This window comes from Ferrovibrio terrae, from assembly GCF_943372915.1.
GTDB classification, from domain to species: domain Bacteria; phylum Pseudomonadota; class Alphaproteobacteria; order Ferrovibrionales; family Ferrovibrionaceae; genus Ferrovibrio; species Ferrovibrio terrae_A.
On record NZ_CALSAN010000004.1, the window covers coordinates 83,204 to 103,608 of the forward strand.

Sequence of the window (20,405 nt, forward strand, 5' to 3'; positions counted from 1 at the left end):
AACCATTGACCCCGGCCCGCGTTGTCCTAGCTGGAACAGCCAAACCAGCGCGGAGGGACATGCCATGGCCACGAGCAAAGCGACGGTCGATGCCAGGATCGACGGGCGCAAACGCCTCGAACCCGGAGCGGACCATCCGATCACGATCAGCGCATTTCCCGGCCGCGTGCGGGTCGCCTTCAACGACCGCCTGGTCGCCAACAGCACCAATGCCGTGCGCCTGCAGGAAGCCGGTTACCCGCCGGTCTATTACATTCCGCGCCATGACTGCGACTGGACGCTGTTCACGCCGAGCGACCACAGCACCCATTGCCCCTACAAGGGCGATGCATCGTATTTCCATCTCGACGTGGATGGGCGGCGTGCGGAGAATGCGGTCTGGAGCTACGAAGAGCCCTATCCGGCCGTGTCGCGGATCGGCGACTTCGTCGCCTTCTATCCCGAGCGGGTCGACAGCATCGACGCCGAGTAGTCCCAGGGAACCGGGCCGGGGCGGGTGACGGCGCGGTGAGGCTGCGCTAAACAGGGACAACGCTGTCCAGTCGCCTTACCTGTCCGGGGCCTGCCTTGCCCACCATTCTCGCCTTACCCGAGCGTATCGAAGCCATCGCGCTGATCCTGATCTGGATCGGCCTGCTGCTGTGGCGGCGCCGGCTCAGCGATCCCGGCCAGCGCCGCATTGCCCTGGTCGGCCTGATCCTTGCCGCGGTCAGCTTCCTCTGGGTGGTGCTGCCGCAGGCTGCCAGCTTCAGCGGCATGCCCGCCGTCATCATGGTGGCCAAGCCCGCCGTGCGGCTGGTCGGCGCGGTGTGGTGGATTCTGTTCGCCACGCTGGTCATCGTTATCCTCGAACGTTTCGTCTGGGCCGCGCTGATCAACCGCGGCGTGGTGGTGCCCAAGCTGATGATCGATCTGGCGCGCGCGCTGGTCATCGTCTTCACCGGGCTCGGCATCGTCTCGGCGATCTTCGAGGAGTCGATCGCCGGCCTTCTCGCCGCCTCGGGCGTGTTCGCCGTGGTGATGGGCTTCGCCCTGCAGAGTACGCTGGCCGATGTGTTCTCCGGCATCGCCATCAACATGCAGCGGCCCTATCGCGTCGGCGACTGGGTGCAGGTCGATAACGGCGTGCTCGGCGAAGTCACCGAGATGAACTGGCGCGCCACGCATCTGCTGTCGCCGCGCGGCAACATCATCGTGCTGCCGAACAGCAAGATGGCCGCCGCCCAGTTGGTCAATTTCAACCACCCGAACCGGCATCAGCGCCAGTCGCTCACCCTGGCGGTGGACGCGCGCATTCCGCCCGCCGATGTGAAGGCGATGCTGGAGGCCGGCGCGCTGACTTGCAGCCGCGTGCTTTCCTCGCCGCCGCCGGAAGCCGCGATCCGCGAATTCCGCGACGGCCAGCTGGCCTATGACCTATCCTACTGGATCGAAGATTTTCCGCTCGCCGACCAGGTACGGCACGAAGTGGCCAACGGTATCTGGCGCGCGCTTGATACACTCGGCCTGGCGCCCTGGCACAGTGTGGCGCCGGCCGGCGCGGACAGCGCGGCGCAGGCCGAACGGCTGCTCGGCCTGGTGCATCTGTTCGCCGACCTGACGCCGCCGCTGCGCGCGCGGCTGGCGCCGCTGATGCGCTCGGAAAAGCACCCGGCCGGGCGCGTCGTGGTCGAGCAGGATGATACCGATTCCAAGCTCTATATCGTCGAGCGCGGCGCGCTGGAGGTCAGCATGCAGCGCGAGGATGGCGTGCGGCATGTGCTGGCGCGGCTGGGTGGCGGCGACTGTTTCGGCGAGATGGCGCTGTTGACCGGCGAGAAGCGCGGCGCCCGCGTCACCGCGCTCTATCCCTGCACTGTGTGGGTGATCGAGCCCGAGGATATCGCGCCGCTGCTGCGCGAGCAGCCGCTGCTGGCCGAGAACCTGGGCCGTATCATGACCGAGCGCCGGATTGCCAATGAAACCGCGCTGGCATCGCTCAGCCCGGCCGATCATGCCGCGGCGATCCGCAGCGGCACAGCGGAAGTCTTCCTGCGCATGCGCGCCTTCTTCGGGCTTTAGGCCACCGCACGCGCGGTATCATCCGCGATACCAGGTCACATCCGCCTCCGCTTGCGCAAAACCGGCGGTATCGCATACTGGCGACATCATGACAGATGCAGCCATCCGATCCTTCGTCTACCTGCTCGATCCGCTCTGCGGCTGGTGCTACGGCGCCGCGCCGGCCGTCCGCTGGCTGCGCGAACAGCCCGGCGTCACCCTTCAGGCCCGCCCGGTCGGTCTATTCGCCTGGGACCAGGCACGTGCGCTGGACGGCATGCGCGATCATATCCATGCGGCCGATGCGCGGATCGCTGCATTGACCGGCCAGGTGTTCAGCGCCGCCTATGCCGACCGGGTGATTGGCGATGCCGCCGCCCGGCTCGACAGCGGCCCGGCCACATCGGCATTGTTTGCGGCCGAACGACAGCGCGCCGGCGGCGCGCTCGATCTGCTCGCCGCGATTCAGGCCGCGCGCTGGGTGGAGGGCAGGGATGTCGCCGACCGGGCCGTGCTAAGCGCGCTGGCTGCCGATCTCGGCCTCGTGCTGCCCGATGACGAGGTCGTGGACGATGCGGCACTGCGGCAGTGGGTTGATGAGGCAGCGATGCTGCTAACCCGTAGCGGCGCCGGCGGCGTGCCGACCCTGCTGCGCCAGCAGGACGGTCGCCTGCAGGTGGTGCCATCGGCGTATCTCTACCAGTCGCGCGCCCGGCTGGCCAATCTGCTGGCTGCCTAGCTCTTGATGCCCAGCGTGACGGCGATCTTGCTGCGCAGCTGCTCGGCCGAGAAGGGTTTGACGATATAGCCGTTGACCCGCGCCGCGCGGGCCGCCAGCACCAGATCCTGGTCGGCATGGCCGGTCAGCATCAGGAACGGCGTATGCGGGTGGTGTTCGCGCACCAGCTGCAGCAGCTGCAGCCCGTTCATGTTCGGCATGTTCCAGTCCGAGATGATCAGATGGAAGGGCTCGCGCGCCTGGGCGATGGCCTCCAGCGCTTGGGCACCGTCGGTCACCGCCGTCACCTTGCGGATGCCGATGCGCTGCAGGGTGGCGAGCGTCAGCTTGCGCGCGAAGGGCTCATCCTCGGCGACCAGCAGCGAGAGATCGGCGAAGCTGGTGGCCGGCGTGTCAGGCATCGGCGATCTCGCAGAGCACCGGCGTGTGATCGGAGGCCTTTTCCAGGCCGCGCGGGGCACGGTCGATCTCGCAAGCAACCAGCCGGTCGGCGAGCGGCGGCGAGAGCAGGAAATGGTCGATGCGCAGGCCGTTGTTGCGCGGCCAGGCGCCGGCCTGGTAGTCCCAGAAGCTGTATTCCACCGTGGCCGGATGCAGGGCGCGCCAAGCCTCGGTGAGGCCGAGATTGACCAGCGCGCGCCAGGCGCGGCGGCTGTCGGGCGCACACAGCGCATCCTCGGCCCAGCCGGCGGGATCATACACATCGGCATCGGCCGGGCAGATGTTGAAGTCGCCGGTCAGCAGGAAGGGCTTGCCCGCAGCCAGCAGTGCGGCGGCGCGCTGGCGCAGGCGCTCCATCCAGCGCAGCTTGTAGTCATATTTCTCGCCCGGGCGCGGGTTGCCGTTGGGCAGGTAGAGGCCGCACACGGTGATGCCGGCGATATCGCCCTCGATGTAGCGCGCCTGTTCATCGCTGTCGTCACCGGGCAGGCGGGTGCGCACAGCGTCAGGCTTCACTAGGCTGAGCAGGGCGACGCCGTTGTAGCTTTTCTGCCCGTGGGTGAAGAGGTGATAGCCCAGGCCCTCGAATTCCAGTCGCGGGAAATCCGCGTCCTGGCATTTGATTTCCTGCAGCACGACGACATCAGGTTTGCTGTCGCGCAGCCAGCCCAGCACATTGGGCAGCCGGGCCTTCACCGAATTGACGTTCCAGGTGGCGAGTCTCATGGCCGGCAGTATCGGCCAAGGTGGCGGGTCCGGCTAGGGCTGCAACCCTGCCGCGCGCTCACTAAACCGAGAAGGAATTGCCGCAGCCGCAGCTGCTGGAGGCCAGCGGGTTGTTGATGCGGAAACCGGCGCCGGAGAGATCCTCGACGAAATCCAGTTCCGAGCCCCGCAGGTAGTCCAGCGACACGCTGTCGACCAGCAGGCGGGCGCCGTCGCGGGTGATCACCACGTCATCGGCGGTTTCGTCGGCGTCCAGCGTGAAGCTGTACTGGAAGCCGGAGCAGCCGCCGCCCGACACGCTGATGCGCAGGCCGAGCGCCGGGTTGCCCTCCGACTCGGCCACTTTCAGGATGCGGCGCGCGGCCGACGCGGTCAGGCCGAGCGCGGCACCGGCAGGCGGAGCCGGGGCGGCGATGGGGGCGGTCTGGGCTGCGGTTTCGGTCATTTGGCGTTTACGCTTGGTTTACCAATAATTTGCCACATTCGATCAGCAATTTAGGGGCTTACGCGCGGAAGTCAATTTCGGAAGACGGCAGACCACCCGCGCCACGTTGCGGCAGGGCTGTCATATGGCTACTTTCCGCCCCCAAACCAGACCTACCGCCCGTGTTTTTAGAAAAGCCTTGCCCGAATGAACGTTTTTACCGAATTCCGCCGCGATGTGATGCGGGCCGTCGAAGCCTTGGCCTTGCCGGGCGACCTGCCGCTCAAGGCCGTGACGGTCGAGCCGCCGCGCGATGCGGCCCATGGCGACCTCGCCACCAATGTGGCCATGGTGATCGCCAAGCCGGCCGGCATGGCGCCGCGCGCCCTGGCGGAGAAGCTGAAGCCTTTGCTGGAAGCAAACCCGCATGTCACGGCGGTGGAGATCGCCGGTCCGGGCTTCATCAACCTGCGCCTCAAGCCTGACTACTGGCAGCGCCAGGTCGGCACCATTGTCAATGCCGGCAAGGCCTATGGCGACAGCGCGCTGGGGCAGGGCATCAAGGTCAACGTGGAATACGTCTCGGCCAACCCGACCGGCCCGATGCATGTCGGCCATTGCCGTGGCGCGGTGTTCGGCGATGCGCTGGCCGCCCTGCTGCACAAGGCCGGCTTCGATGTCACCCGCGAATACTACATCAACGATGCCGGCGCCCAGGTCGATGTGCTGGCGCGCTCGGCGCATCTGCGCTATCGCGAGGCGCTGGGCGAGAGCATCACGATCCCGGAAGGCCTGTATCCCGGCGACTACCTGAAGCCGCTGGGCCAGCATCTGGCGCAGAAATACGATGCCAAATACCAGACCGCCCCGGAAGCCGACTGGCTGGTGCTGTTCCGCAAGGAAGCCATTGAGGCGATGATGGATATGATCCGCGACGATCTCGCCGCGCTGAACATCCATCATGCCGTGTTCACGTCGGAAAAGGCCCTGCATGACAGCGGCGCGGTGCAGACCGCGTTTGATCGCCTGCAGCAGCGCGACCTGATCTATACCGGTGTGCTGGAACCGCCCAAGGGCAAGCTGCCGGAGGATTACGAGACCCGGCCGCAGGCGCTGTTCAAGGCCAGCGCGTTCGGCGACGACACCGACCGGCCGTTGAAGAAGTCCGATGGCAGCTGGACCTATTTCGGCGCCGACATTGCCTATCACGACGACAAGTATCGCCGCGGCTTCAGCCAGATGATCGATGTCTGGGGCGCCGACCATGGCGGCTATGTCAAGCGCATGAAGGCTGCCGTGAAGGCGCTGTCGAACGGCGAGGCCGATCTGGACGTCAAGCTGGTGCAGATGGTCAATCTGATGGACGGTGGCGAGCCGGTGAAGATGTCCAAGCGCGCCGGCACGTTTGTCACGCTGCGCGACGTGGTCGATGAAGTGGGCAAGGATGTCGTGCGCTTCATCATGCTGACGCGCAAGAACGACGCGCAGCTGGATTTCGATTTCAAGAAGGTGACGGAACAGTCGAAGGACAATCCGGTTTTCTATGTGCAGTATGCCCATGCGCGCATCTGCTCGGTGCTGCGCAATGCGAAGACCGAAGTGCCGGCGGTGGACACGGCGGATGCGGCGCTGGCCAAGGCGGATATGACGAAGTTGTCACACCCGGCCGAGCTGGCACTGGTCAAGCTGCTGGCCTCCTGGCCGCGCATGGTCGATTCCGCGGCTGAGGCGCATGAGCCGCATCGCGTGGCGTTTTTCCTGCAGGATGTGGCCGCCGCCTTCCACGGTCTGTGGAATGTCGGCCGCGACGATACCGGCATGCGGTTCCTGTTGCCCGAAGATATCGACCTCACGCGCGCGCGGCTGGCGATGCTGCGCGCCGTGGCAGTGGTGATTGCTTCGGGCCTTGCGGTGATGGGCGTGACGCCTGTCGAAGAGATGAGGTGAGACGATGAGCGACCTGCGTGGCGACCGCAACATGCGCCCGGTTCCTGGTGAGACGGCCAGTGCACCCGGCATTCGCAGCCCGAAACGCCTGATCACCGCCGGCATCGCGCTGGGCGCGGTGGCGGCCTTTGGTGTCGGTATCTGGTTTGCCTATGATCAGGGTGTGAAGCGTGGTGCGTCAGGCGCGCCGCCGCTGATCCGCGCCGATCAGGGTCCGACCAAGGTGGCGCCGGAAAATCCCGGCGGCATGCAGGTGCCGAACCAGGACAAGCAGATTTATGAGCGCCTGCCGGGCAACACCACGGCGAATACGGCGGGACAGACTGAAAGGTTGCTGCCGCCGCAGGAGCGACCGAGCGCGACACCGACGCAACCGAATGTGGCGACCTCGCCGGCCGTGAGCGTGCCGACACGGCCGGCGCAGAGCGTACCCAATCAGAGCGCCGCCGTGCCGAACCGCACGGACGCGCCGAGCCCGGCGCCGATCCCGCCGGCGCCTGCCGCACCGGGCCAGCCGCAACCGGTGGCGCCGCGCACGGCCGCTGCACCAGCAACGCCGGCACCGACACAAACTCCTCCGGCCGCGACCGCGCGGGCAGCCGCGCCGGCACCGACGGTGACTGCCACACCGGGCGGCAGTGCCAGAATCCAGCTCGCTTCGCTGAAGGACCAGGCGGCGGCCACCGCCACCTGGAACCAGTTGCAGAAGAAATTTCCCGAGGTGCTGGGTGGACTTCAGCCGACCTATGAGCGCGTCGAGATTGCCGACAAGGGCACCTTCATCCGCCTGCAGGCCGGTCCGCTGAAGGATCGCGCCGAGGCCCAGTCGGCCTGCAACGCGCTGGCGGCCAAGAACCAGGGCTGCATCGTTGTTGGACGTTAAATCCGTGGATTGGGGCGCCTATGCGCCCGTCGTGGTGGGATGTGCCGGCCCGCAGTTGTCGGCGGAGGAGCGCGTGCTGTTCGGCGTGCGCAAGCCCCTGGGCCTGATCCTGTTTGCCCGCAACATCGTTGACCCGGCGCAGGTGAAGGCGCTGGTCGCCGATTTCCGTGGCGTTGTGGGCAACCGTTTCGCCCCCGTGCTGATCGATCAGGAAGGCGGCCGTGTCGCCCGCCTGAAGCCGCCGCACTGGCCGGTGTTTCCCCGCGGCGCCGCCTTTGGCGAAATCTACGCCCGCGATCCGGCGGCGGCGGAAGAGGCGGCCTATCTGAACTATCGCTGGATCGGTGCCGTACTGACCGATCTGGGCATCGACGTGGATTGCGCGCCAGTGGCCGATGTGCCGGTGGAAGGTGCCCATGATGTGATCGGCGACCGCGCCTATGGCCGCGATGCCGATATTGTCGGCCTGGTGGCCGAGGCGGTGATGCGCGGCCTGTCTGATGCCGGCGTGATGCCGGTGATCAAGCATATTCCCGGCCATGGCCGCTCGCGTACCGACAGCCATCTCGATCTGCCGGTGGTGGATACCAGCGCCGAGATCCTGGAGCGCAGCGATTTTCTGCCTTTCGTGACCCTGCGCCACGCGCCCTGGGCGATGACGGCGCATATCGTCTACAGCGCCTATGACCACGTGCTGCCGGCAACCCTGTCGCCCAATGTGATCAACCGGGTCATTCGCAGCCGGATCGGCTTCGACGGTGTGCTGATCTCCGACGACCTGACCATGAAGGCGCTGAAGGGCGCGCCGGCGGTGACAGGCCCGGCCTCGCTGCGCGCCGGCTGTGACCTGGTGCTGCACTGCTCGGGTGACCTGCCGGAGATGCAGGCGCTGTTCGCTGCCCTGCCGGCCATGTCGCGCGAGGCGGTGCGCCGGGTGGGCAAGGCCCGCAACGCCCTGCCACAGCCCCGGCCATTCACCGAAGCCGAACGGGCGCGATATCAGACCCTGATGGAGCAGGTCTCCGTCTGAGGCGGCGATTGTAGAGTCCGGCCATGATGGAAACCCTGTACACCGTTTCGACCTGGATCCTGCCGGCCTTGCTGGCCATCACGCTGCATGAGGCGGCGCATGGTTTCGCGGCCTGGCGGCTGGGCGACGACACCGCCCGGCTGGCCGGTCGGCTGTCGCTGAACCCGCTGCGGCATATCGATCCGATGGGCACCGTGGTGCTGCCGGCCATGCTGCTGCTGGTGAAGGCGCCCTTCCTGTTCGGCTGGGCCAAACCGGTGCCGGTCGACATGCGGAACCTGCCATCGCCGCGCCGCGACATGGCGCTGGTGGCGGCGGCCGGACCGGGCATCAACCTGGCCCAGGCCTTCATCGCGATGCTGCTGTTCCACCTGTTGCCGCTGTTTGGCGACACAGTTGATCTCTGGGTTGCCAGAAATCTGAATAATGCCATAAATATCAATATTATACTTTGTATTTTTAACCTGATACCTGTGCCGCCGCTGGATGGTGGCCGGGTGGCGGTCGGATTGCTGCCGCTGGCCCTGGCGCGTCCCTTGGCCCGGCTGGAGCGCTATGGCATGGTGCTTCTGCTGATTCTGCTGCTCGCCGTGCCCTTGGTGGCCAGTCAATTCGGCATCGACTGGAACCCGCTGTTCGAGCTGATCACGCCCATTATCGTCGGGCTGCGGGATATCCTGCTTGTATTGTCCGGGCACGACGGCTAACACCGCGTCCCGGATTTAAAAAGTTTGGTATTCAAAGGTTTATGGCAAGGATTTTAAGGCATTGACCGAAGCCGCCGAAACCCCCGCATCCGCGCCGGAACCCGTCGTTCCGGGTGGCGAGCCGTTTGAGGCCGCCCATCGCGACGGCCTGGACGAGGCCGGTGTCCGCATCGGCGAACAGTTCGTTCTCAGCCTCGATGCCTTCGAGGGCCCGCTCGACGTCCTGCTGCTGCTGGCCCGCGAGCAGAAGGTCGACCTGCGCAAGATCTCAATCCTCGCCCTGGCCGAACAGTATCTCGTTTTCATCGCCGAGTTGCGCAAGGTTCGCATCGAGGTCGCCGCCGACTACCTGGTGATGGCGGCCTGGCTGGCCTACCTGAAGTCGCGCCTGCTGATCCCCGAGCCCGAGAAGGAAGGCGAGCCGTCGGGCGCCGACATGGCGGCCCGTCTGGCCCTGCAGCTGCAGAAGCTGGAAGCCATGCGCCGGGTCGGCGAGCAGCTGATGAACCGCGACCAGGTGGGCCTGGCCATGTTCCTGCGCGGCCAGCCCGAGGGCGTCCGCGTCATCCGCAAGTCGGTCTACAACAGCACGCTATACGAGCTGCTGAAGGCCTATGCCGAATTCCGCGCCTCCAAGGGCTCGTCGGAAGTGCTGACCATGAAGATGGCCCGCCGCCGCATCGTGTCGGTGGAAGAGGCGCTGACCCGCCTGCGCAACATGATTGGCCAGATCCCCGACTGGGCGACCCTGCAGTCCTTCCTGCCGGTCGATTCCGAAGATCCGTTCACGGTGAAATCGGCGCTGGCTTCCACCTTCAATGCCAGTCTCGAAATGGCCAAGCAGGGCCTGATCGAGCTGAAGCAGATGCAGACCTTCGGTCCCATTTATATCCGCCGCGGCCAGGGCAATATGCCTGCGGCGGCTGTCAATCCGGAAGAGTAAGACGTGATGCAGTCCAACGACGCGCTGCCAGCCAACGAAGACGGGCTGGACGAAGAAATCAAGATCGCCGCCGCCGCCGAAGACGAGGCGGACGAGGATACGCTTGCCGCTGGCGCTGCGCCGAAGCGTCGCGACGAGGATGACGACGATGATGACTCGGATGACGATGATGATTCCGATGACGACGATGATGACGATGATGACGATGACTCGGACGACGATGACTCCGATGAGGATGATGACGAGTCCGATGACGACGATGACGACGACGATGAGGACGAGGACGAGGACGAGGAGGAAGCGCTAGAGACCGCTCCGGCCCCCGCCAAAAAGTCCCGCGCCAAGGCGCCCAAGTCGGAAGAAGAACAGGCCGAGGACGAGGCCGCCGCTGCCGATGCCGGCCTCAGCGATGCCGAGAAGGAAGCCGCCTTCCATGCCGCCATCCGCATGGCCGAGGCGCTGCTGTTTGCCGCGGCCGAGCCGCTGGACGAGGCGACCCTGCGCAAGCGTCTGCCGCGCGGCACCCGCGTGCCGGCGGTGCTGGCCGCGCTGGAAGACATCTACCGCAGCCGCGGCGTGACCCTGAAGAAGGTTGCCGGCCGCTGGTCGTTCATGACCGCGCCCGACCTGCAGCATATGCTGGAAGAGCATCGCCAGGTGCAGCGCAAGCTGTCGCGCGCCGCGATCGAAACGCTGTCGATCATCGCCTATCACCAGCCCTGCACCCGCGCCGAGATCGAAGACATCCGCGGCGTGTCTCTAAGCAAGGGTACGCTCGACCTGCTGATGGAAATCGACTGGGTGAAGGTGCGTGGCCGCCGTCGCGTGCCGGGTCGCCCGGTCACCTATGGCACCACCGACGAATTCCTGGTGCATTTCGGCCTCGAAAGCGTGGATGCCCTGCCGGGCATCGAGGAACTGCGCGCCTCGGGCCTGCTGGAAGCCCTGCCGGCTTCCGGTGGCATCCCGATGCCGGGTGAGTCGCTGGACGAGGCGGGCGAAGACCCGCTGGACGATGACGATGATGGCCGCGAGTATCTCGAGCCGCTGGTCGACGAAGAGGCCGACGACAAGAAGGCTGCCCAGGAAAAGTCGCCGTCTGACGATGCGTGACCGCCCTGCAGGCATGCAGAAGCAGGGCGCCGGCCTCGACCTGATTGCGGTGAGCCATGATTATGGCCGCCGTCGCGCCGTCGACAATATTTCATTCCAGGTTGCGCCGGGCGAAATCCTCGGCCTGCTCGGACCATCGGGCTGCGGCAAGTCGACCACGCTGCGGCTGGCGGCGGGTCTGGAAGACCTGCAGAGCGGCGAGGTGAAGATCGGCGGCGCAGTGGTCGCCGGCGGTCGCGTCAACATCCCCACGGAGCGCCGCCATGTCGGCATGGTGTTCCAGGATCATGCGCTGTTTCCGCATATCAGCGTGTCGCAGAATATCGCCTTCGGCCTGGGCGCCGTTTCGGCGGCCGAGCGCGAGGCCCGTATCACTCTCTGGGCCGGGCGGCTTGGCCTGCCCCGCCTGCTGCAGGCCTATCCGCACCAGCTGTCGGGCGGCGAGCAGCAGCGCGTCGCATTGGCGCGTGCCATGGCGCCCGAACCGCGCGTCATGCTGCTGGACGAGCCATTCTCCAGTCTCGACAGCCGGCTGCGCGACCAGATCCGCGACGAGACCGTGGATGTGCTGAAGCTGGCCGGCACCGCCACCCTGCTTGTGACGCATGATCCGGAAGAGGCCATGCGGATGAGCGACCGTATCGCCATCATGCAGGCCGGCCGGATCGAGCAGATCGACACCCCGGCACAGGTCTATGTCGCACCCGCAACGCCGTTTGTGGCCCGCTTTCTGAGCGAGACCAATGAACTGCCGGTGAAAGTGGCCGGTGGCAGCGTCGACACGCCGTTCGGCCGGCTGCCGGCACCGGCGCGGCTTTCAGACGGCGCGGCGCTGCTGATGTTCCGGCCCGAGGCCCTGCAGGAACGCGCGCCGGGGCAGGGCGCCACCGCCTTCACGGTGGAGCGCGCCATGGCACTGGGCGCCTATCGCCGGCTCGAGGTCAGCGCCGCCGGGCAGCGCTTTGCCGCCCGCCTGCCGGCCGGGCCGCTGCCGCCCAGCGGTGCGGTGCTGCATTTCGGCCTGAATCCGGATTTCTGCTTCGTTTTTCCAGCCGCTTAGCGGCGGTTGCTCGCAGAGAAGTTGGTGGGCGGAAGATTGCCTCGGGCGCACGAACTCTGCCATAGTGCGGCGCTACGGTAGCCGGGGCCCCTTGGGCCCTGACTTGAAGGAGATAAGGGTATGGGTAGCTTCAGTTTCTGGCATTGGCTGATCGTCCTGCTGGTGATCCTGATCATCTTTGGCGCCGGCAAGCTGCCGAAGGTTGCCGGTGATCTTGCCTCGGGGATCAAGAATTTCCGCAAGGGCATGTCGGAAGAAGACAAGGACAAGGATAAGTCCGCCGAACCGCCGCCGGTGATCAACCAGCAGAGCCAGCCGACCGGTGGTGCCGCCACGGGCGCCCCGGCCGACAAGACTGCTCAGCATTGATCCTGGAGCGCCGGCCGTAATGCACGGCCGGTCCACAGCAGCACGGATGGCATAGGCGGCGATGTTCGACATTGCCTGGTCGGAACTCGGAGTAATCGCGGTGGTGGCGCTGGTCGTCATCGGGCCGAAGGACCTGCCCAAGGTGCTGCGCACCGTCGGGCAATGGACCTCGAAGGCGCGTGCCATGGCGCGCGAGTTCCAGAGCGGCATCGACGACATGGTGCGCGAGACCGAGCTGGACGAGCTGCGCAAGGCCGCCAAGCAGGTGAGCGATTTCTCGATCGAGAGCGAAGTGAAAAAGACCTTCGATCCGGACGGCTCGCTGGAAAAGCAGTTTGCCGAGCATAACCAGGCGATCATGGATGCCACCTCTGATCTGAAGGGTGAGGGCACCACCAAGATCGCCGATCCGGGCCCCGCCGAGGCCGAACCGGCACCGGTTGTGGCCGACGCGCCGGCCGCCGAGAAGACCGAGACCAAGACGTGAGCGAAGCCCAGGCGGACCCCAAGAAGCCGGAAGACGAAGTCGAGGCCTCCCGCATGCCGCTGCTCGATCACCTGATCGAGCTGCGCAACCGCCTGATGTGGGCTGTCGGCGCCGTCTTCATCGCTTTTGCCGTCTGCTATTTCTTCGCGCCGCAGATCTATTCGCTGCTGATGCATCCGCTGATCGAGGCGGCCGGCACCGAAGGCCGCCGCATGATCTTCACGGCGCCGCAGGAAGCCTTCTTCACCTATATCCGGCTCGCCTTCTGGGCGGCCATGCTGGTCAGCTTCCCGGTGATCGCCGCGCAGGTGTGGATTTTCGTGGCGCCCGGCCTCTACAAGCACGAGAAAAGCGCGTTCATGCCGTTTCTCGTCGCCACCCCGGTGCTGTTCGCGATCGGCGGCAGCTTCGTCTATTACTTCATCATGCCGGTGGCGCTGAAATTCTTCATCGGCTTTGAAAGCCCCGGCGGCGACGGCAGTATCCCGATCCAGCTGGAAACCAAGGTCAGCGAATATCTCTCGCTGGTGATGACGCTGATCTTCGCCTTCGGCATTGCCTTTGAGCTGCCGGTGCTGCTCACCCTGCTGGGCAAGGTCGGCATCGCCACCTCGGCCGGGCTGGCCTCCAAGCGCCGCTATGCCATCGTCGGCATGTTCGTCTTCTCGGCCATCGTGACGCCGCCCGATGTGATCAGCCAGGTCGGCCTCGCCGTGCCGCTGATCCTGCTCTACGAAATCTCGATCTGGATGGTGAAGTGGATCGAGAAGGACCGCGCGAAACGCGAGGCCGCCGAAAAGGCCGCCGAAGAGGCCAAGGACAAGGCAGAGTCGGCAGAGCAAGAATCGGCAAAGCCAGAGCCGGTCACACCCCCCGCGCCGTGAAGGCGGCCCCTGAAGGTAGTGCGTCATGCATGACATCAAACTGATCCGGGACAATCCGGAGGCTTTCGACCGCGCGGTGGCGCGCCGTGGCGTGGCACCGCTGTCAGCCACGCTGATCGAACTCGACCGCAAGCGCCGCTCGGCCCAGACCGAATTCGACGAGCTGCAGGGCAAGCGCAACACGCTGTCGAAGGAAATCGGCGGCGCCAAGGCCAGGAAGGACGAGGCGCGCGCCAATGAGCTGATGGCCGAGGTTGCCGCGCTGAAGGAGCGCCTGAGCCTGCTCGATGTCGAGCAGAAGGCCCATGAAGAGGCGCTGACCGACGCGCTGTCGCGCATTCCGAACCTGCCGGCCGACGACGTGCCGGACGGCGCCGACGAGAAAAGCAATGTCGAGCTGCGCCGGACTGGCGCGCCGAAGAATTACGCTTTCAAGCCGAAGGAGCATTTCGACCTCGGCGAGGCGCTCGGCTACATGGATTTCGCCAATGGCGTGAAGCTGGCCGGCGCGCGCTTCACCGTGGTGAAAAGCCAGCTTGCAAGGCTGGAGCGCGCACTCGGGCAGTTCATGCTGGATCTGCACACCACCCAATTCGGCTATACCGAGATGCAGCCGCCGATGCTGGTGAACGATGCCACCGCCTTCGGCACCGGCCAGCTGCCGAAATTCGGCGATGACCTGTTCCGCACCACCACCGGCTACTGGCTGATCCCGACGGCGGAAGTGCCGCTGACCAATCTGGCGCGCGACCTGATCATCGACGAGAGCGAGCTGCCCTGGCGCTTTACAGCGCTGACCGCCTGCTTCCGCTCCGAGGCCGGCGCCGCCGGCCGCGACACCCGCGGCATGATCCGCCAGCACCAGTTCAACAAGGTGGAGCTGGTCAGCATCGTGGTGCCGGAGAAGTCGGTGGAGGAACACGAACGCATGACCGAGGCGGCAGAAACCGTGCTGAAAAAGCTCGACCTGCCGTTCCGCACCATGCTGCTCTGTGCCGGCGACATGGGCGGCGCAGCGCGCAAGACCTATGATCTGGAAGTCTGGCTGCCGGGCCAGGACCAGTATCGCGAGATTTCCTCCTGCTCGAACTGCGGTGACTGGCAGGCGCGGCGCATGAATGCGCGCTGCCGCGCGCCCGGCGAGAAGCAGACCCGCTTCGTGCACACGCTGAACGGCTCTGGCCTCGCGGTCGGCCGCGCGCTGATCGCGGTGATGGAGAACTATCAGAACGAAGACGGCAGCATCAGCGTGCCGGATGTGCTCAAGCCCTATACCGGCGGGCTGACCCGGATCGAAAAGGCGGCCAAGTGATGCGTATCCTGGTGTCCAATGACGACGGCATCCATGCCCCGGGCCTCAAGATCCTGGAAAAGATCGCCAAGTCGCTGTCGAAGGATGTGTGGGTGGTGGCGCCCGAATACGAGCAGTCCGGCGCCTCGCATTCGCTGACCCTGACCCAGCCGCTGCGGCTGCGCAAGATCAACGCGCGCAAATATGCCGTGCGCGGCACGCCGACCGACTGCGTGATGATGGCGATGCATGAGATCTTCAAGGACAAGCGGCCCGACTTGCTGCTGTCCGGCATCAACCGAGGCGCCAACCTGGGCGAGGACGTGACTTATTCCGGCACGGTTGCGGTGGCCATGGAAGGCTCGCTGCTGGGCGTGCCCTCGATCGCGCTCAGCCAGTGCTTCCAGCACGGCCATCCGGTCAAGTGGAAAACCGCCGAGGATCACGCGGCAAAAGTGATCAAGAAGCTGCTTAAGGTCGGCTGGTCGAAAGACACCCTGATCAATGTGAACTTCCCCGATGTGGTGTCGGAATCCGTCACCGGCATCGAGGTCGTGACCCAGGGCAAGCGCGAGCTGACCGACCTGCTGCTGGATGCCCGCGTCGATGCCCGCAACGTGCCGTATTACTGGATCGGTTTCCGCCGCCAGAAGAACAAGTCGAAGCGCCACACCGATCTGGGAGCCACCGAGAATGGCGCCATTTCGGTGACACCGTTGCAACTCGACCTCACACACCGGGCAGGCCTGAAGGCGCTGAAGGCCGCGCTTGCTTGAGGCCATGGACACCCGCGTCATCCAGCTGCTGATGGAGCTGCGCAAGCAGGGCATCAGCGATACGCGTGTGCTGGCCGCCCTGGAACGGGTGCCGCGCGAGCAGTTCGTCGCCGAGCAGTTCCTCAAGCATGCCTATGACAATATTGCCCTGCCGATCACCCAGGGGCAGACCATTAGCCAGCCTTACGTGGTCGCCTATATGACCGAAGCGTTGCAGCTGGGCGACCGCATGAAGGTGCTGGAGATCGGCACCGGCTCGGGCTACCAGACCGCCGTGCTGGCCAGGCTGTGCCGCCGGGTCTACACCATCGAACGCTACCGCTCGCTGCTGACCACGGCGGAAAAGCGGCTGCATGACCTGAAGATCACCAATGTCGTCACCAAGCTGGGCGATGGCAACAAGGGCTGGCCTGAGCAGGCGCCGTTCGACCGCATCCTGGTGACGGCGGCGGCCGATACCCGGCCAGATGCCCTGATCGCCCAGCTGTCGCCCAATGGCGGCATCATGGTGGCGCCGGTGGCGGTGAATGCCACCGAACAGGATGTGATCCGCTATACCCGCGATGGCGAGGCCGTGCGCGAGGAACGCCTGCTGCCGGTGCGTTTCGTGCCGCTGCTGCCCGGAATCGCCCGGGAAGCCACCGCCTGAGCCTATTTGGGGCCTACCGGGGGCCTCGCGGCCTCCGTTGTCGGGAACCGGGAAGGGCCTTAGACTCCGCCACCATGCTTCGGATTCGTGTATCGGCCATGCTGCTCCTGACCGGACTGGTCGCCGCCTGTGGCGAACAGGCGCCGGCGCCGGTGACCTTTGGCCATCGCGGCGACATTCCGCAGGTTACACCCGGCACACCGCCAGCCCGGACAACGCGCGCGCCATCCCATGTGAGCGCCGCGCCACTGGCCGCACCGCAGGGCGGCGTGCAGATGGCGCCGCTGTCTCCACCGCCGGGACAGGCGGCGCAGCCTGTCATGCAGGCCGCACCGGTTCAGGCGCAAAGCCAGGTGCCGGCCGGCAGCGAGATCATCACGGTGCAGGCGGGCGACACGATCTATGCGCTGTCGCGGCGCCACAATCGTCCGGTGCGTTCGATCATCGAAGACAACAACCTGCAGCCACCCTATACGCTGCAGGCGGGCCAGCGCCTGCGCCTGCCGCAGGGCCGCTTCCATACGGTGCAACGCAGCGAAACCCTGTACAGCATTTCGCGCAGCACCGGCGTGGATGTGTACAGCCTGGCGCAGGCCAACGACCTGCAGCCGCCTTACAGCATCAGCATCGGCCAGCAGCTGAAGATTCCGTCGCCGACCGGTTATGCGGTTGCCTCGGCGCCGGTGCCGGACAACCCGAGTGCGCCGCAGCCGCCGGCACCGCGCGGCTATCAGGTCGATACCCTGCCGGTGTCGCCGGGCGTACAGCCCCAACCGGCGCAAGACGACACCAACAGCGCCGGCCTGCCGGCGATCCCGCAACAGCCTGCACCGGTGCCCGAAACCACTGTACCCGCGCGCGGCACCGCGACGCCGCAGGCCGAGAGCGAGCAGGCCGTGGCCTCTGCGCCGGCACCGACCGCCGATCCGAAACAGGATACCGTGCTGCCGCCGCGCGCGGGCCGCACCTTCTCATGGCCGGTGCGTGGCCGCGTGCTGGCCGGTTTCGGCCCGACGCCGGATGGCCTGCATAATGACGGCATCAACATCGCCGCGCGGGCCGGCGCGCCGGTGATCGCCGCCGAGAATGGCGTGGTGGTGTATGCCGGCAGCGAGCTGAAGGGCTTTGGCAACCTGCTGCTGGTGCGCCATGCCGATGGCTGGATGACGGCCTATGCGCATCTCGACAAGGCGCTGGTGAAAAAAGGCCAGAAGGTGACCAAGGGCCAGGCCATCGGCACCGTGGGAAGCACCGGCGGTGTCAACCAGCCGCAACTGCACTTCGAAATCCGCCGCGGCACCCAGGCGGTCGATCCGGCCAAGTTCCTGTCGGTTGCTTAAGGTTTCAGCGTCCTGATCGGCTGGCCGAGACGGCCGGCGAGATCCTGGATGAACTGCCAGGCAACGCGGCCCGAGCGCGCACCGCGCGTCATCGACCATTCCACCGCTTCGGCGCGCAGCTGTTTCTGGTCGATCTTCAGGCCATAGGCGGCGCAGTAACCATCCAGCATCGCGAAAAAGTCTTCCTGACTGCAGGAATGGAAACCGAGCCAGAGGCCGAAGCGGTCTGACAGCGACACTTTCTCTTCCACCGCTTCATGCGGGTTGATCGCGGTCGACTTCTCATTCTCCATCATGTCGCGCGGCAGCAGGTGGCGGCGATTTGAGGTCGCGTAAAGAATCACATTGTCCGGCCGGCCTTCGATGCCGCCATCGAGCACCGCCTTCAGCGACTTGTAATGCTGGTCTTCGGCATCGAAGGAGAGGTCATCGCAGAACAGCACATAGCGGCGCTTTGACTCGCGCAGGATGCCCAGCAGCGCCGGCAGGCTGGGGATGTCCTCGCGGTGGATTTCGACCAGTGCCAGGGCATGCGGCTTCTTGGCATTGATGGCGCCATGCACGGCCTTGACCAGCGAGGACTTGCCCATGCCGCGCGCGCCCCAGAGCAGCGCGTTGTTGGCCGGCAGGCCCTTGGCGAAACGCTGGGTGTTATCCAGCAGGATGTCGCGCACGCGCTCCACGCCCTGCAGCAGGCGGATCGGCACGGCGTTGATGCTGGGCACCGGCGCCAGCCAGCCCGGTGCGGGCTCGGCATGCCAGATGAACGCGTCGGCGGCCGCGTCGTCGAAAGTGGGCGCCTGCGGCGGGGCGAGCCGCTCCAGTGCCGCCGCGATACGCAGCAGGGTGGTTTCGTCAAGGTTAGCTGCAGCCTTTGCAGCAGGCTTTGCAGCGGGTTTTGCCTTGGGGCGGGCGGCAGGTTTCACAGGCTTCTTCGGCATGCTTGTCACGGTACGATACGAGTGGAACAGGCACCCATTCTGGGGATGCCAAAGGCAGGGCGCAACCGGTAGCGGGGCCTGTGCGTTTGCGCCATAATCCGGCCCCGAAAAACGACCGCTCGCCCCGACTGAGGAGGACTGCATGTATCCCGAAGTACAGCTCTTTATCGACAATGCCTGGACCAAGGGCGCTGGTGGCAAGTCCATCCCCGTGCTGAACCCGGCCACCGGCGAGGAAATCGGCAAGGTCGCCCATGCCGAGAAGGCCGATCTGGATCGCGCGCTGGCCGCTGCCGACAAGGGCTTCAAGGCCTGGAAGAAGGTTTCGCCCTTCGATCGCTACAAGGTGCTGCGCAAGGCCGCCGATATCATCCGCAGCCGCTCGGACGAGATCGGCAAGATCATGTCGATGGAGCAGGGCAAGCCCTTCATTGAAGCCAAGGGCGAAACCATGCTCGCCGGCGACATCATGGACTGGTTCGCCGAAGAAGCCCGCCGCACCTATGGCCGCATCGTGCCGGCCCGCGCCGAGGGCGTGTACCAGCTGGTGGTCAAGGAGCCGGTCGGCCCGGTTGCCGCCTTCACGCCGTGGAATTTCCCGATCAACCAGGCTGTGCGCAAATGCTCCGCGGCGATTGCCGCCGGCTGCTCGATCATCCTGAAGGGCCCGGAAGAGACTCCGGCCGCCTGCGCCGCTCTGGTTCAGGCCTATGTCGATGCCGGCGTGCCGGCCGGCGTGATCCAGCTGGTCTACGGCATTCCGTCTGAAATCTCGGAATACCTGATCCCGCATCCGGTGATCCGCAAGATCACCTTCACCGGCTCGACCCCGGTGGGCAAGCATCTCGCTATGCTGGCCGGCCAGCATATGAAGCGCATCACCATGGAACTCGGTGGCCATGCGCCGGCAATCGTATTCGAGGACGCCGATGTCGACACCGCGATCAAGGTGCTGTCGGCCAACAAGTTCCGCAATGCCGGCCAGGTCTGCGTGTCGCCGACCCGCTTCCTGGTGCATGAGAAGGTCTATGGCCAGTTCGTGCAGGGCTTCACCGACTTCGCCAAGTCGCTGAAGGTCGGCGACGGTCTCGACAAGGACACCCGCATGGGCCCGCTGGCGAATGACCGCCGCGTGCAGGCGATGGAAATGTTCGTCGCCGATGCCGTGTCGAAGGGCGCCAAGGTCGAGACCGGCGGCAAGCGGATCGGCAACAAGGGCAACTTCTTCGAGCCCACCGTGCTGACCGGCATCAACAATGACATGCGCATCATGAACGAGGAGCCGTTCGGCCCGCTGGCGCCGATCATCCCGTTCTCGAATTTCGATGCGGTGGTGGAAGAGGCCAACCGTCTGCCGTTTGGCCTGGCGGCCTATGCCTATACCAAGTCGGCCAAGACCGCTGCTGCCATCGGTGCGGCCTTCGAGAGCGGCATGGTGTCGATCAACCACCATGGCCTGGCGCTGCCGGAAGTGCCGTTCGGCGGCATCAAGGATTCGGGTTACGGTTCGGAAGGCGGTTCGGAAGCCATCGAATCCTACCTGAACACCAAGTTCATTACCCAGGTCGGCCTGTAAGACCTGCGCGATACCGAGATGGAAAAGGGGGCTTCGGCC

Annotated in this window: 22 protein-coding genes; 18 read left to right on the forward strand and 4 right to left on the reverse strand. The window is 65.7% G+C overall.

What is annotated here, in order from left to right; all coding sequences use genetic code 11:
- Window positions 1-64: 64 nt before the first annotated feature.
- The 3 genes from AAG821_RS04185 (at window position 65) to AAG821_RS04195 (ending at window position 2,779) form a co-directional block, all read left to right on the forward strand.
- Complete coding sequence (locus AAG821_RS04185) at window positions 65-472, forward strand: DUF427 domain-containing protein (RefSeq protein ID WP_341910561.1); 408 nt, start codon at window positions 65-67, stop codon at window positions 470-472.
- 95 nt (window positions 473-567) lie between these two features.
- Window positions 568-2,061, forward strand: coding sequence for a mechanosensitive ion channel family protein (locus tag AAG821_RS04190; RefSeq protein WP_341910559.1), 1,494 nt, complete (start codon window positions 568-570; stop codon window positions 2,059-2,061).
- 88 nt (window positions 2,062-2,149) lie between these two features.
- On the forward strand, window positions 2,150-2,779 hold the full coding sequence (locus AAG821_RS04195) for a DsbA family protein (protein ID WP_341910558.1): 630 nt from the start codon (window positions 2,150-2,152) through the stop codon (window positions 2,777-2,779).
- Here the strand turns inward: AAG821_RS04195 and AAG821_RS04200 are convergent.
- The 3 genes from AAG821_RS04200 to erpA all read right to left on the reverse strand — a co-directional run bounded on the left by AAG821_RS04200 (window position 2,776) and on the right by erpA (window position 4,391).
- A complete protein-coding gene (locus AAG821_RS04200) occupies window positions 2,776-3,180 on the reverse strand; it encodes a response regulator (protein ID WP_341910556.1) in 405 nt (134 codons plus the stop codon). The genes AAG821_RS04195 and AAG821_RS04200 overlap by 4 nt on opposite strands.
- A complete protein-coding gene (gene xth, locus AAG821_RS04205) occupies window positions 3,173-3,946 on the reverse strand; it encodes an exodeoxyribonuclease III (RefSeq protein WP_341910554.1) in 774 nt (257 codons plus the stop codon). Before xth ends, AAG821_RS04200 begins: the two co-directional genes overlap by 8 nt.
- Before the next feature lie 61 nt (window positions 3,947-4,007).
- Entirely contained in the window at window positions 4,008-4,391 is a 384-nt protein-coding gene (erpA, locus tag AAG821_RS04210) for an iron-sulfur cluster insertion protein ErpA (protein ID WP_341910552.1), read from the reverse strand.
- Between the two features lie 186 nt (window positions 4,392-4,577).
- Between erpA and argS the strand changes: the two genes are divergently transcribed.
- The 14 genes from argS (at window position 4,578) to AAG821_RS04280 (ending at window position 17,849) form a co-directional block, all read left to right on the forward strand.
- Window positions 4,578-6,317, forward strand: a complete 1,740-nt coding sequence (argS, locus tag AAG821_RS04215) for an arginine--tRNA ligase (protein WP_341910550.1) — start codon at window positions 4,578-4,580, stop codon at window positions 6,315-6,317.
- A 4-nt stretch (window positions 6,318-6,321) separates the two neighbouring features.
- The gene (locus AAG821_RS04220) at window positions 6,322-7,200 is read left to right on the forward strand and encodes an SPOR domain-containing protein (RefSeq protein ID WP_341910548.1); all 879 of its coding nucleotides are present in this window, start codon (window positions 6,322-6,324) and stop codon (window positions 7,198-7,200) included.
- A 4-nt stretch (window positions 7,201-7,204) separates the two neighbouring features.
- Complete coding sequence (gene nagZ / locus AAG821_RS04225; RefSeq protein WP_341910545.1) at window positions 7,205-8,230, forward strand: beta-N-acetylhexosaminidase; 1,026 nt, start codon at window positions 7,205-7,207, stop codon at window positions 8,228-8,230.
- Window positions 8,231-8,253: 23 nt separating this feature from the next.
- Window positions 8,254-8,937 (forward strand): site-2 protease family protein, encoded by a 684-nt coding sequence (locus AAG821_RS04230; RefSeq protein WP_341910543.1) that lies wholly within the window; start codon window positions 8,254-8,256, stop codon window positions 8,935-8,937.
- Window positions 8,938-8,998: 61 nt separating this feature from the next.
- Window positions 8,999-9,880, forward strand: a complete 882-nt coding sequence (locus tag AAG821_RS04235; RefSeq protein ID WP_341910541.1) for a ScpA family protein — start codon at window positions 8,999-9,001, stop codon at window positions 9,878-9,880.
- A 6-nt stretch (window positions 9,881-9,886) separates the two neighbouring features.
- Window positions 9,887-10,993 carry an SMC-Scp complex subunit ScpB gene (gene scpB, locus AAG821_RS04240; protein WP_341910540.1) on the forward strand — a complete coding sequence of 369 codons (1,107 nt, stop codon included), beginning with the start codon at window positions 9,887-9,889 and terminating at the stop codon, window positions 10,991-10,993.
- Window positions 10,986-12,053 (forward strand): ABC transporter ATP-binding protein, encoded by a 1,068-nt coding sequence (locus AAG821_RS04245; protein WP_341910539.1) that lies wholly within the window; start codon window positions 10,986-10,988, stop codon window positions 12,051-12,053. The genes scpB and AAG821_RS04245 overlap by 8 nt, the downstream gene beginning before the upstream one ends.
- 120 nt (window positions 12,054-12,173) lie before the next feature.
- Window positions 12,174-12,422, forward strand: coding sequence for a twin-arginine translocase TatA/TatE family subunit (locus AAG821_RS04250; protein ID WP_341897472.1), 249 nt, complete (start codon window positions 12,174-12,176; stop codon window positions 12,420-12,422).
- Window positions 12,423-12,483: 61 nt separating this feature from the next.
- A complete protein-coding gene (gene tatB / locus AAG821_RS04255) occupies window positions 12,484-12,909 on the forward strand; it encodes a Sec-independent protein translocase protein TatB (RefSeq protein ID WP_341910537.1) in 426 nt (141 codons plus the stop codon).
- Complete coding sequence (gene tatC / locus AAG821_RS04260) at window positions 12,906-13,793, forward strand: twin-arginine translocase subunit TatC (RefSeq protein ID WP_341910535.1); 888 nt, start codon at window positions 12,906-12,908, stop codon at window positions 13,791-13,793. Before tatB ends, tatC begins: the two co-directional genes overlap by 4 nt.
- Before the next feature lie 25 nt (window positions 13,794-13,818).
- Window positions 13,819-15,105 (forward strand): serine--tRNA ligase, encoded by a 1,287-nt coding sequence (gene serS, locus AAG821_RS04265; RefSeq protein ID WP_341910533.1) that lies wholly within the window; start codon window positions 13,819-13,821, stop codon window positions 15,103-15,105.
- Window positions 15,105-15,860: a 5'/3'-nucleotidase SurE gene (gene surE / locus AAG821_RS04270; RefSeq protein WP_341910531.1), complete on the forward strand. Its 756-nt coding sequence runs from the start codon at window positions 15,105-15,107 to the stop codon at window positions 15,858-15,860. Before serS ends, surE begins: the two co-directional genes overlap by 1 nt.
- A 4-nt stretch (window positions 15,861-15,864) precedes the next feature.
- A complete protein-coding gene (locus AAG821_RS04275; protein ID WP_341910529.1) occupies window positions 15,865-16,509 on the forward strand; it encodes a protein-L-isoaspartate(D-aspartate) O-methyltransferase in 645 nt (214 codons plus the stop codon).
- A 98-nt stretch (window positions 16,510-16,607) separates the two neighbouring features.
- The gene (locus tag AAG821_RS04280; protein ID WP_341910527.1) at window positions 16,608-17,849 is read left to right on the forward strand and encodes a LysM peptidoglycan-binding domain-containing M23 family metallopeptidase; all 1,242 of its coding nucleotides are present in this window, start codon (window positions 16,608-16,610) and stop codon (window positions 17,847-17,849) included.
- Here the strand turns inward: AAG821_RS04280 and AAG821_RS04285 are convergent.
- The gene (locus AAG821_RS04285) at window positions 17,846-18,790 is read right to left on the reverse strand and encodes an ATP-binding protein (protein WP_341910525.1); all 945 of its coding nucleotides are present in this window, start codon (window positions 18,788-18,790) and stop codon (window positions 17,846-17,848) included. The genes AAG821_RS04280 and AAG821_RS04285 overlap by 4 nt on opposite strands.
- A gap of 142 nt (window positions 18,791-18,932) precedes the next feature.
- On the opposite strand from AAG821_RS04285, the gene AAG821_RS04290 reads away from it, so the two are divergent.
- On the forward strand, window positions 18,933-20,366 hold the full coding sequence (locus AAG821_RS04290; RefSeq protein WP_341910524.1) for an NAD-dependent succinate-semialdehyde dehydrogenase: 1,434 nt from the start codon (window positions 18,933-18,935) through the stop codon (window positions 20,364-20,366).
- Window positions 20,367-20,405 lie beyond the last annotated feature (39 nt).

What these genes read in the sequence shown, in the direction of transcription:
- AAG821_RS04185 (WP_341910561.1), top strand. Translation starts at nt 65, where the DNA reads ATGGCCACGAGCAAAGCGACGGTCGATGCCAGGATCGACGGGCGCAAA.
- AAG821_RS04195 (WP_341910558.1), top strand. Translation starts at nt 2,150, where the DNA reads ATGACAGATGCAGCCATCCGATCCTTCGTCTACCTGCTCGATCCGCTC.
- AAG821_RS04200 (WP_341910556.1), bottom strand. Translation starts at nt 3,180, where the DNA reads ATGCCTGACACGCCGGCCACCAGCTTCGCCGATCTCTCGCTGCTGGTC.
- xth (WP_341910554.1), bottom strand. Translation starts at nt 3,946, where the DNA reads ATGAGACTCGCCACCTGGAACGTCAATTCGGTGAAGGCCCGGCTGCCC.
- erpA (WP_341910552.1), bottom strand. Translation starts at nt 4,391, where the DNA reads ATGACCGAAACCGCAGCCCAGACCGCCCCCATCGCCGCCCCGGCTCCG.
- argS (WP_341910550.1), top strand. Translation starts at nt 4,578, where the DNA reads ATGAACGTTTTTACCGAATTCCGCCGCGATGTGATGCGGGCCGTCGAA.
- AAG821_RS04220 (WP_341910548.1), top strand. Translation starts at nt 6,322, where the DNA reads ATGAGCGACCTGCGTGGCGACCGCAACATGCGCCCGGTTCCTGGTGAG.
- AAG821_RS04230 (WP_341910543.1), top strand. Translation starts at nt 8,254, where the DNA reads ATGATGGAAACCCTGTACACCGTTTCGACCTGGATCCTGCCGGCCTTG.
- scpB (WP_341910540.1), top strand. Translation starts at nt 9,887, where the DNA reads ATGCAGTCCAACGACGCGCTGCCAGCCAACGAAGACGGGCTGGACGAA.
- AAG821_RS04245 (WP_341910539.1), top strand. Translation starts at nt 10,986, where the DNA reads ATGCGTGACCGCCCTGCAGGCATGCAGAAGCAGGGCGCCGGCCTCGAC.
- AAG821_RS04250 (WP_341897472.1), top strand. Translation starts at nt 12,174, where the DNA reads ATGGGTAGCTTCAGTTTCTGGCATTGGCTGATCGTCCTGCTGGTGATC.
- tatB (WP_341910537.1), top strand. Translation starts at nt 12,484, where the DNA reads ATGTTCGACATTGCCTGGTCGGAACTCGGAGTAATCGCGGTGGTGGCG.
- serS (WP_341910533.1), top strand. Translation starts at nt 13,819, where the DNA reads ATGCATGACATCAAACTGATCCGGGACAATCCGGAGGCTTTCGACCGC.
- surE (WP_341910531.1), top strand. Translation starts at nt 15,105, where the DNA reads ATGCGTATCCTGGTGTCCAATGACGACGGCATCCATGCCCCGGGCCTC.
- AAG821_RS04275 (WP_341910529.1), top strand. Translation starts at nt 15,865, where the DNA reads ATGGACACCCGCGTCATCCAGCTGCTGATGGAGCTGCGCAAGCAGGGC.
- AAG821_RS04280 (WP_341910527.1), top strand. Translation starts at nt 16,608, where the DNA reads ATGCTGCTCCTGACCGGACTGGTCGCCGCCTGTGGCGAACAGGCGCCG.
- AAG821_RS04285 (WP_341910525.1), bottom strand. Translation starts at nt 18,790, where the DNA reads ATGCCGAAGAAGCCTGTGAAACCTGCCGCCCGCCCCAAGGCAAAACCC.
- AAG821_RS04290 (WP_341910524.1), top strand. Translation starts at nt 18,933, where the DNA reads ATGTATCCCGAAGTACAGCTCTTTATCGACAATGCCTGGACCAAGGGC.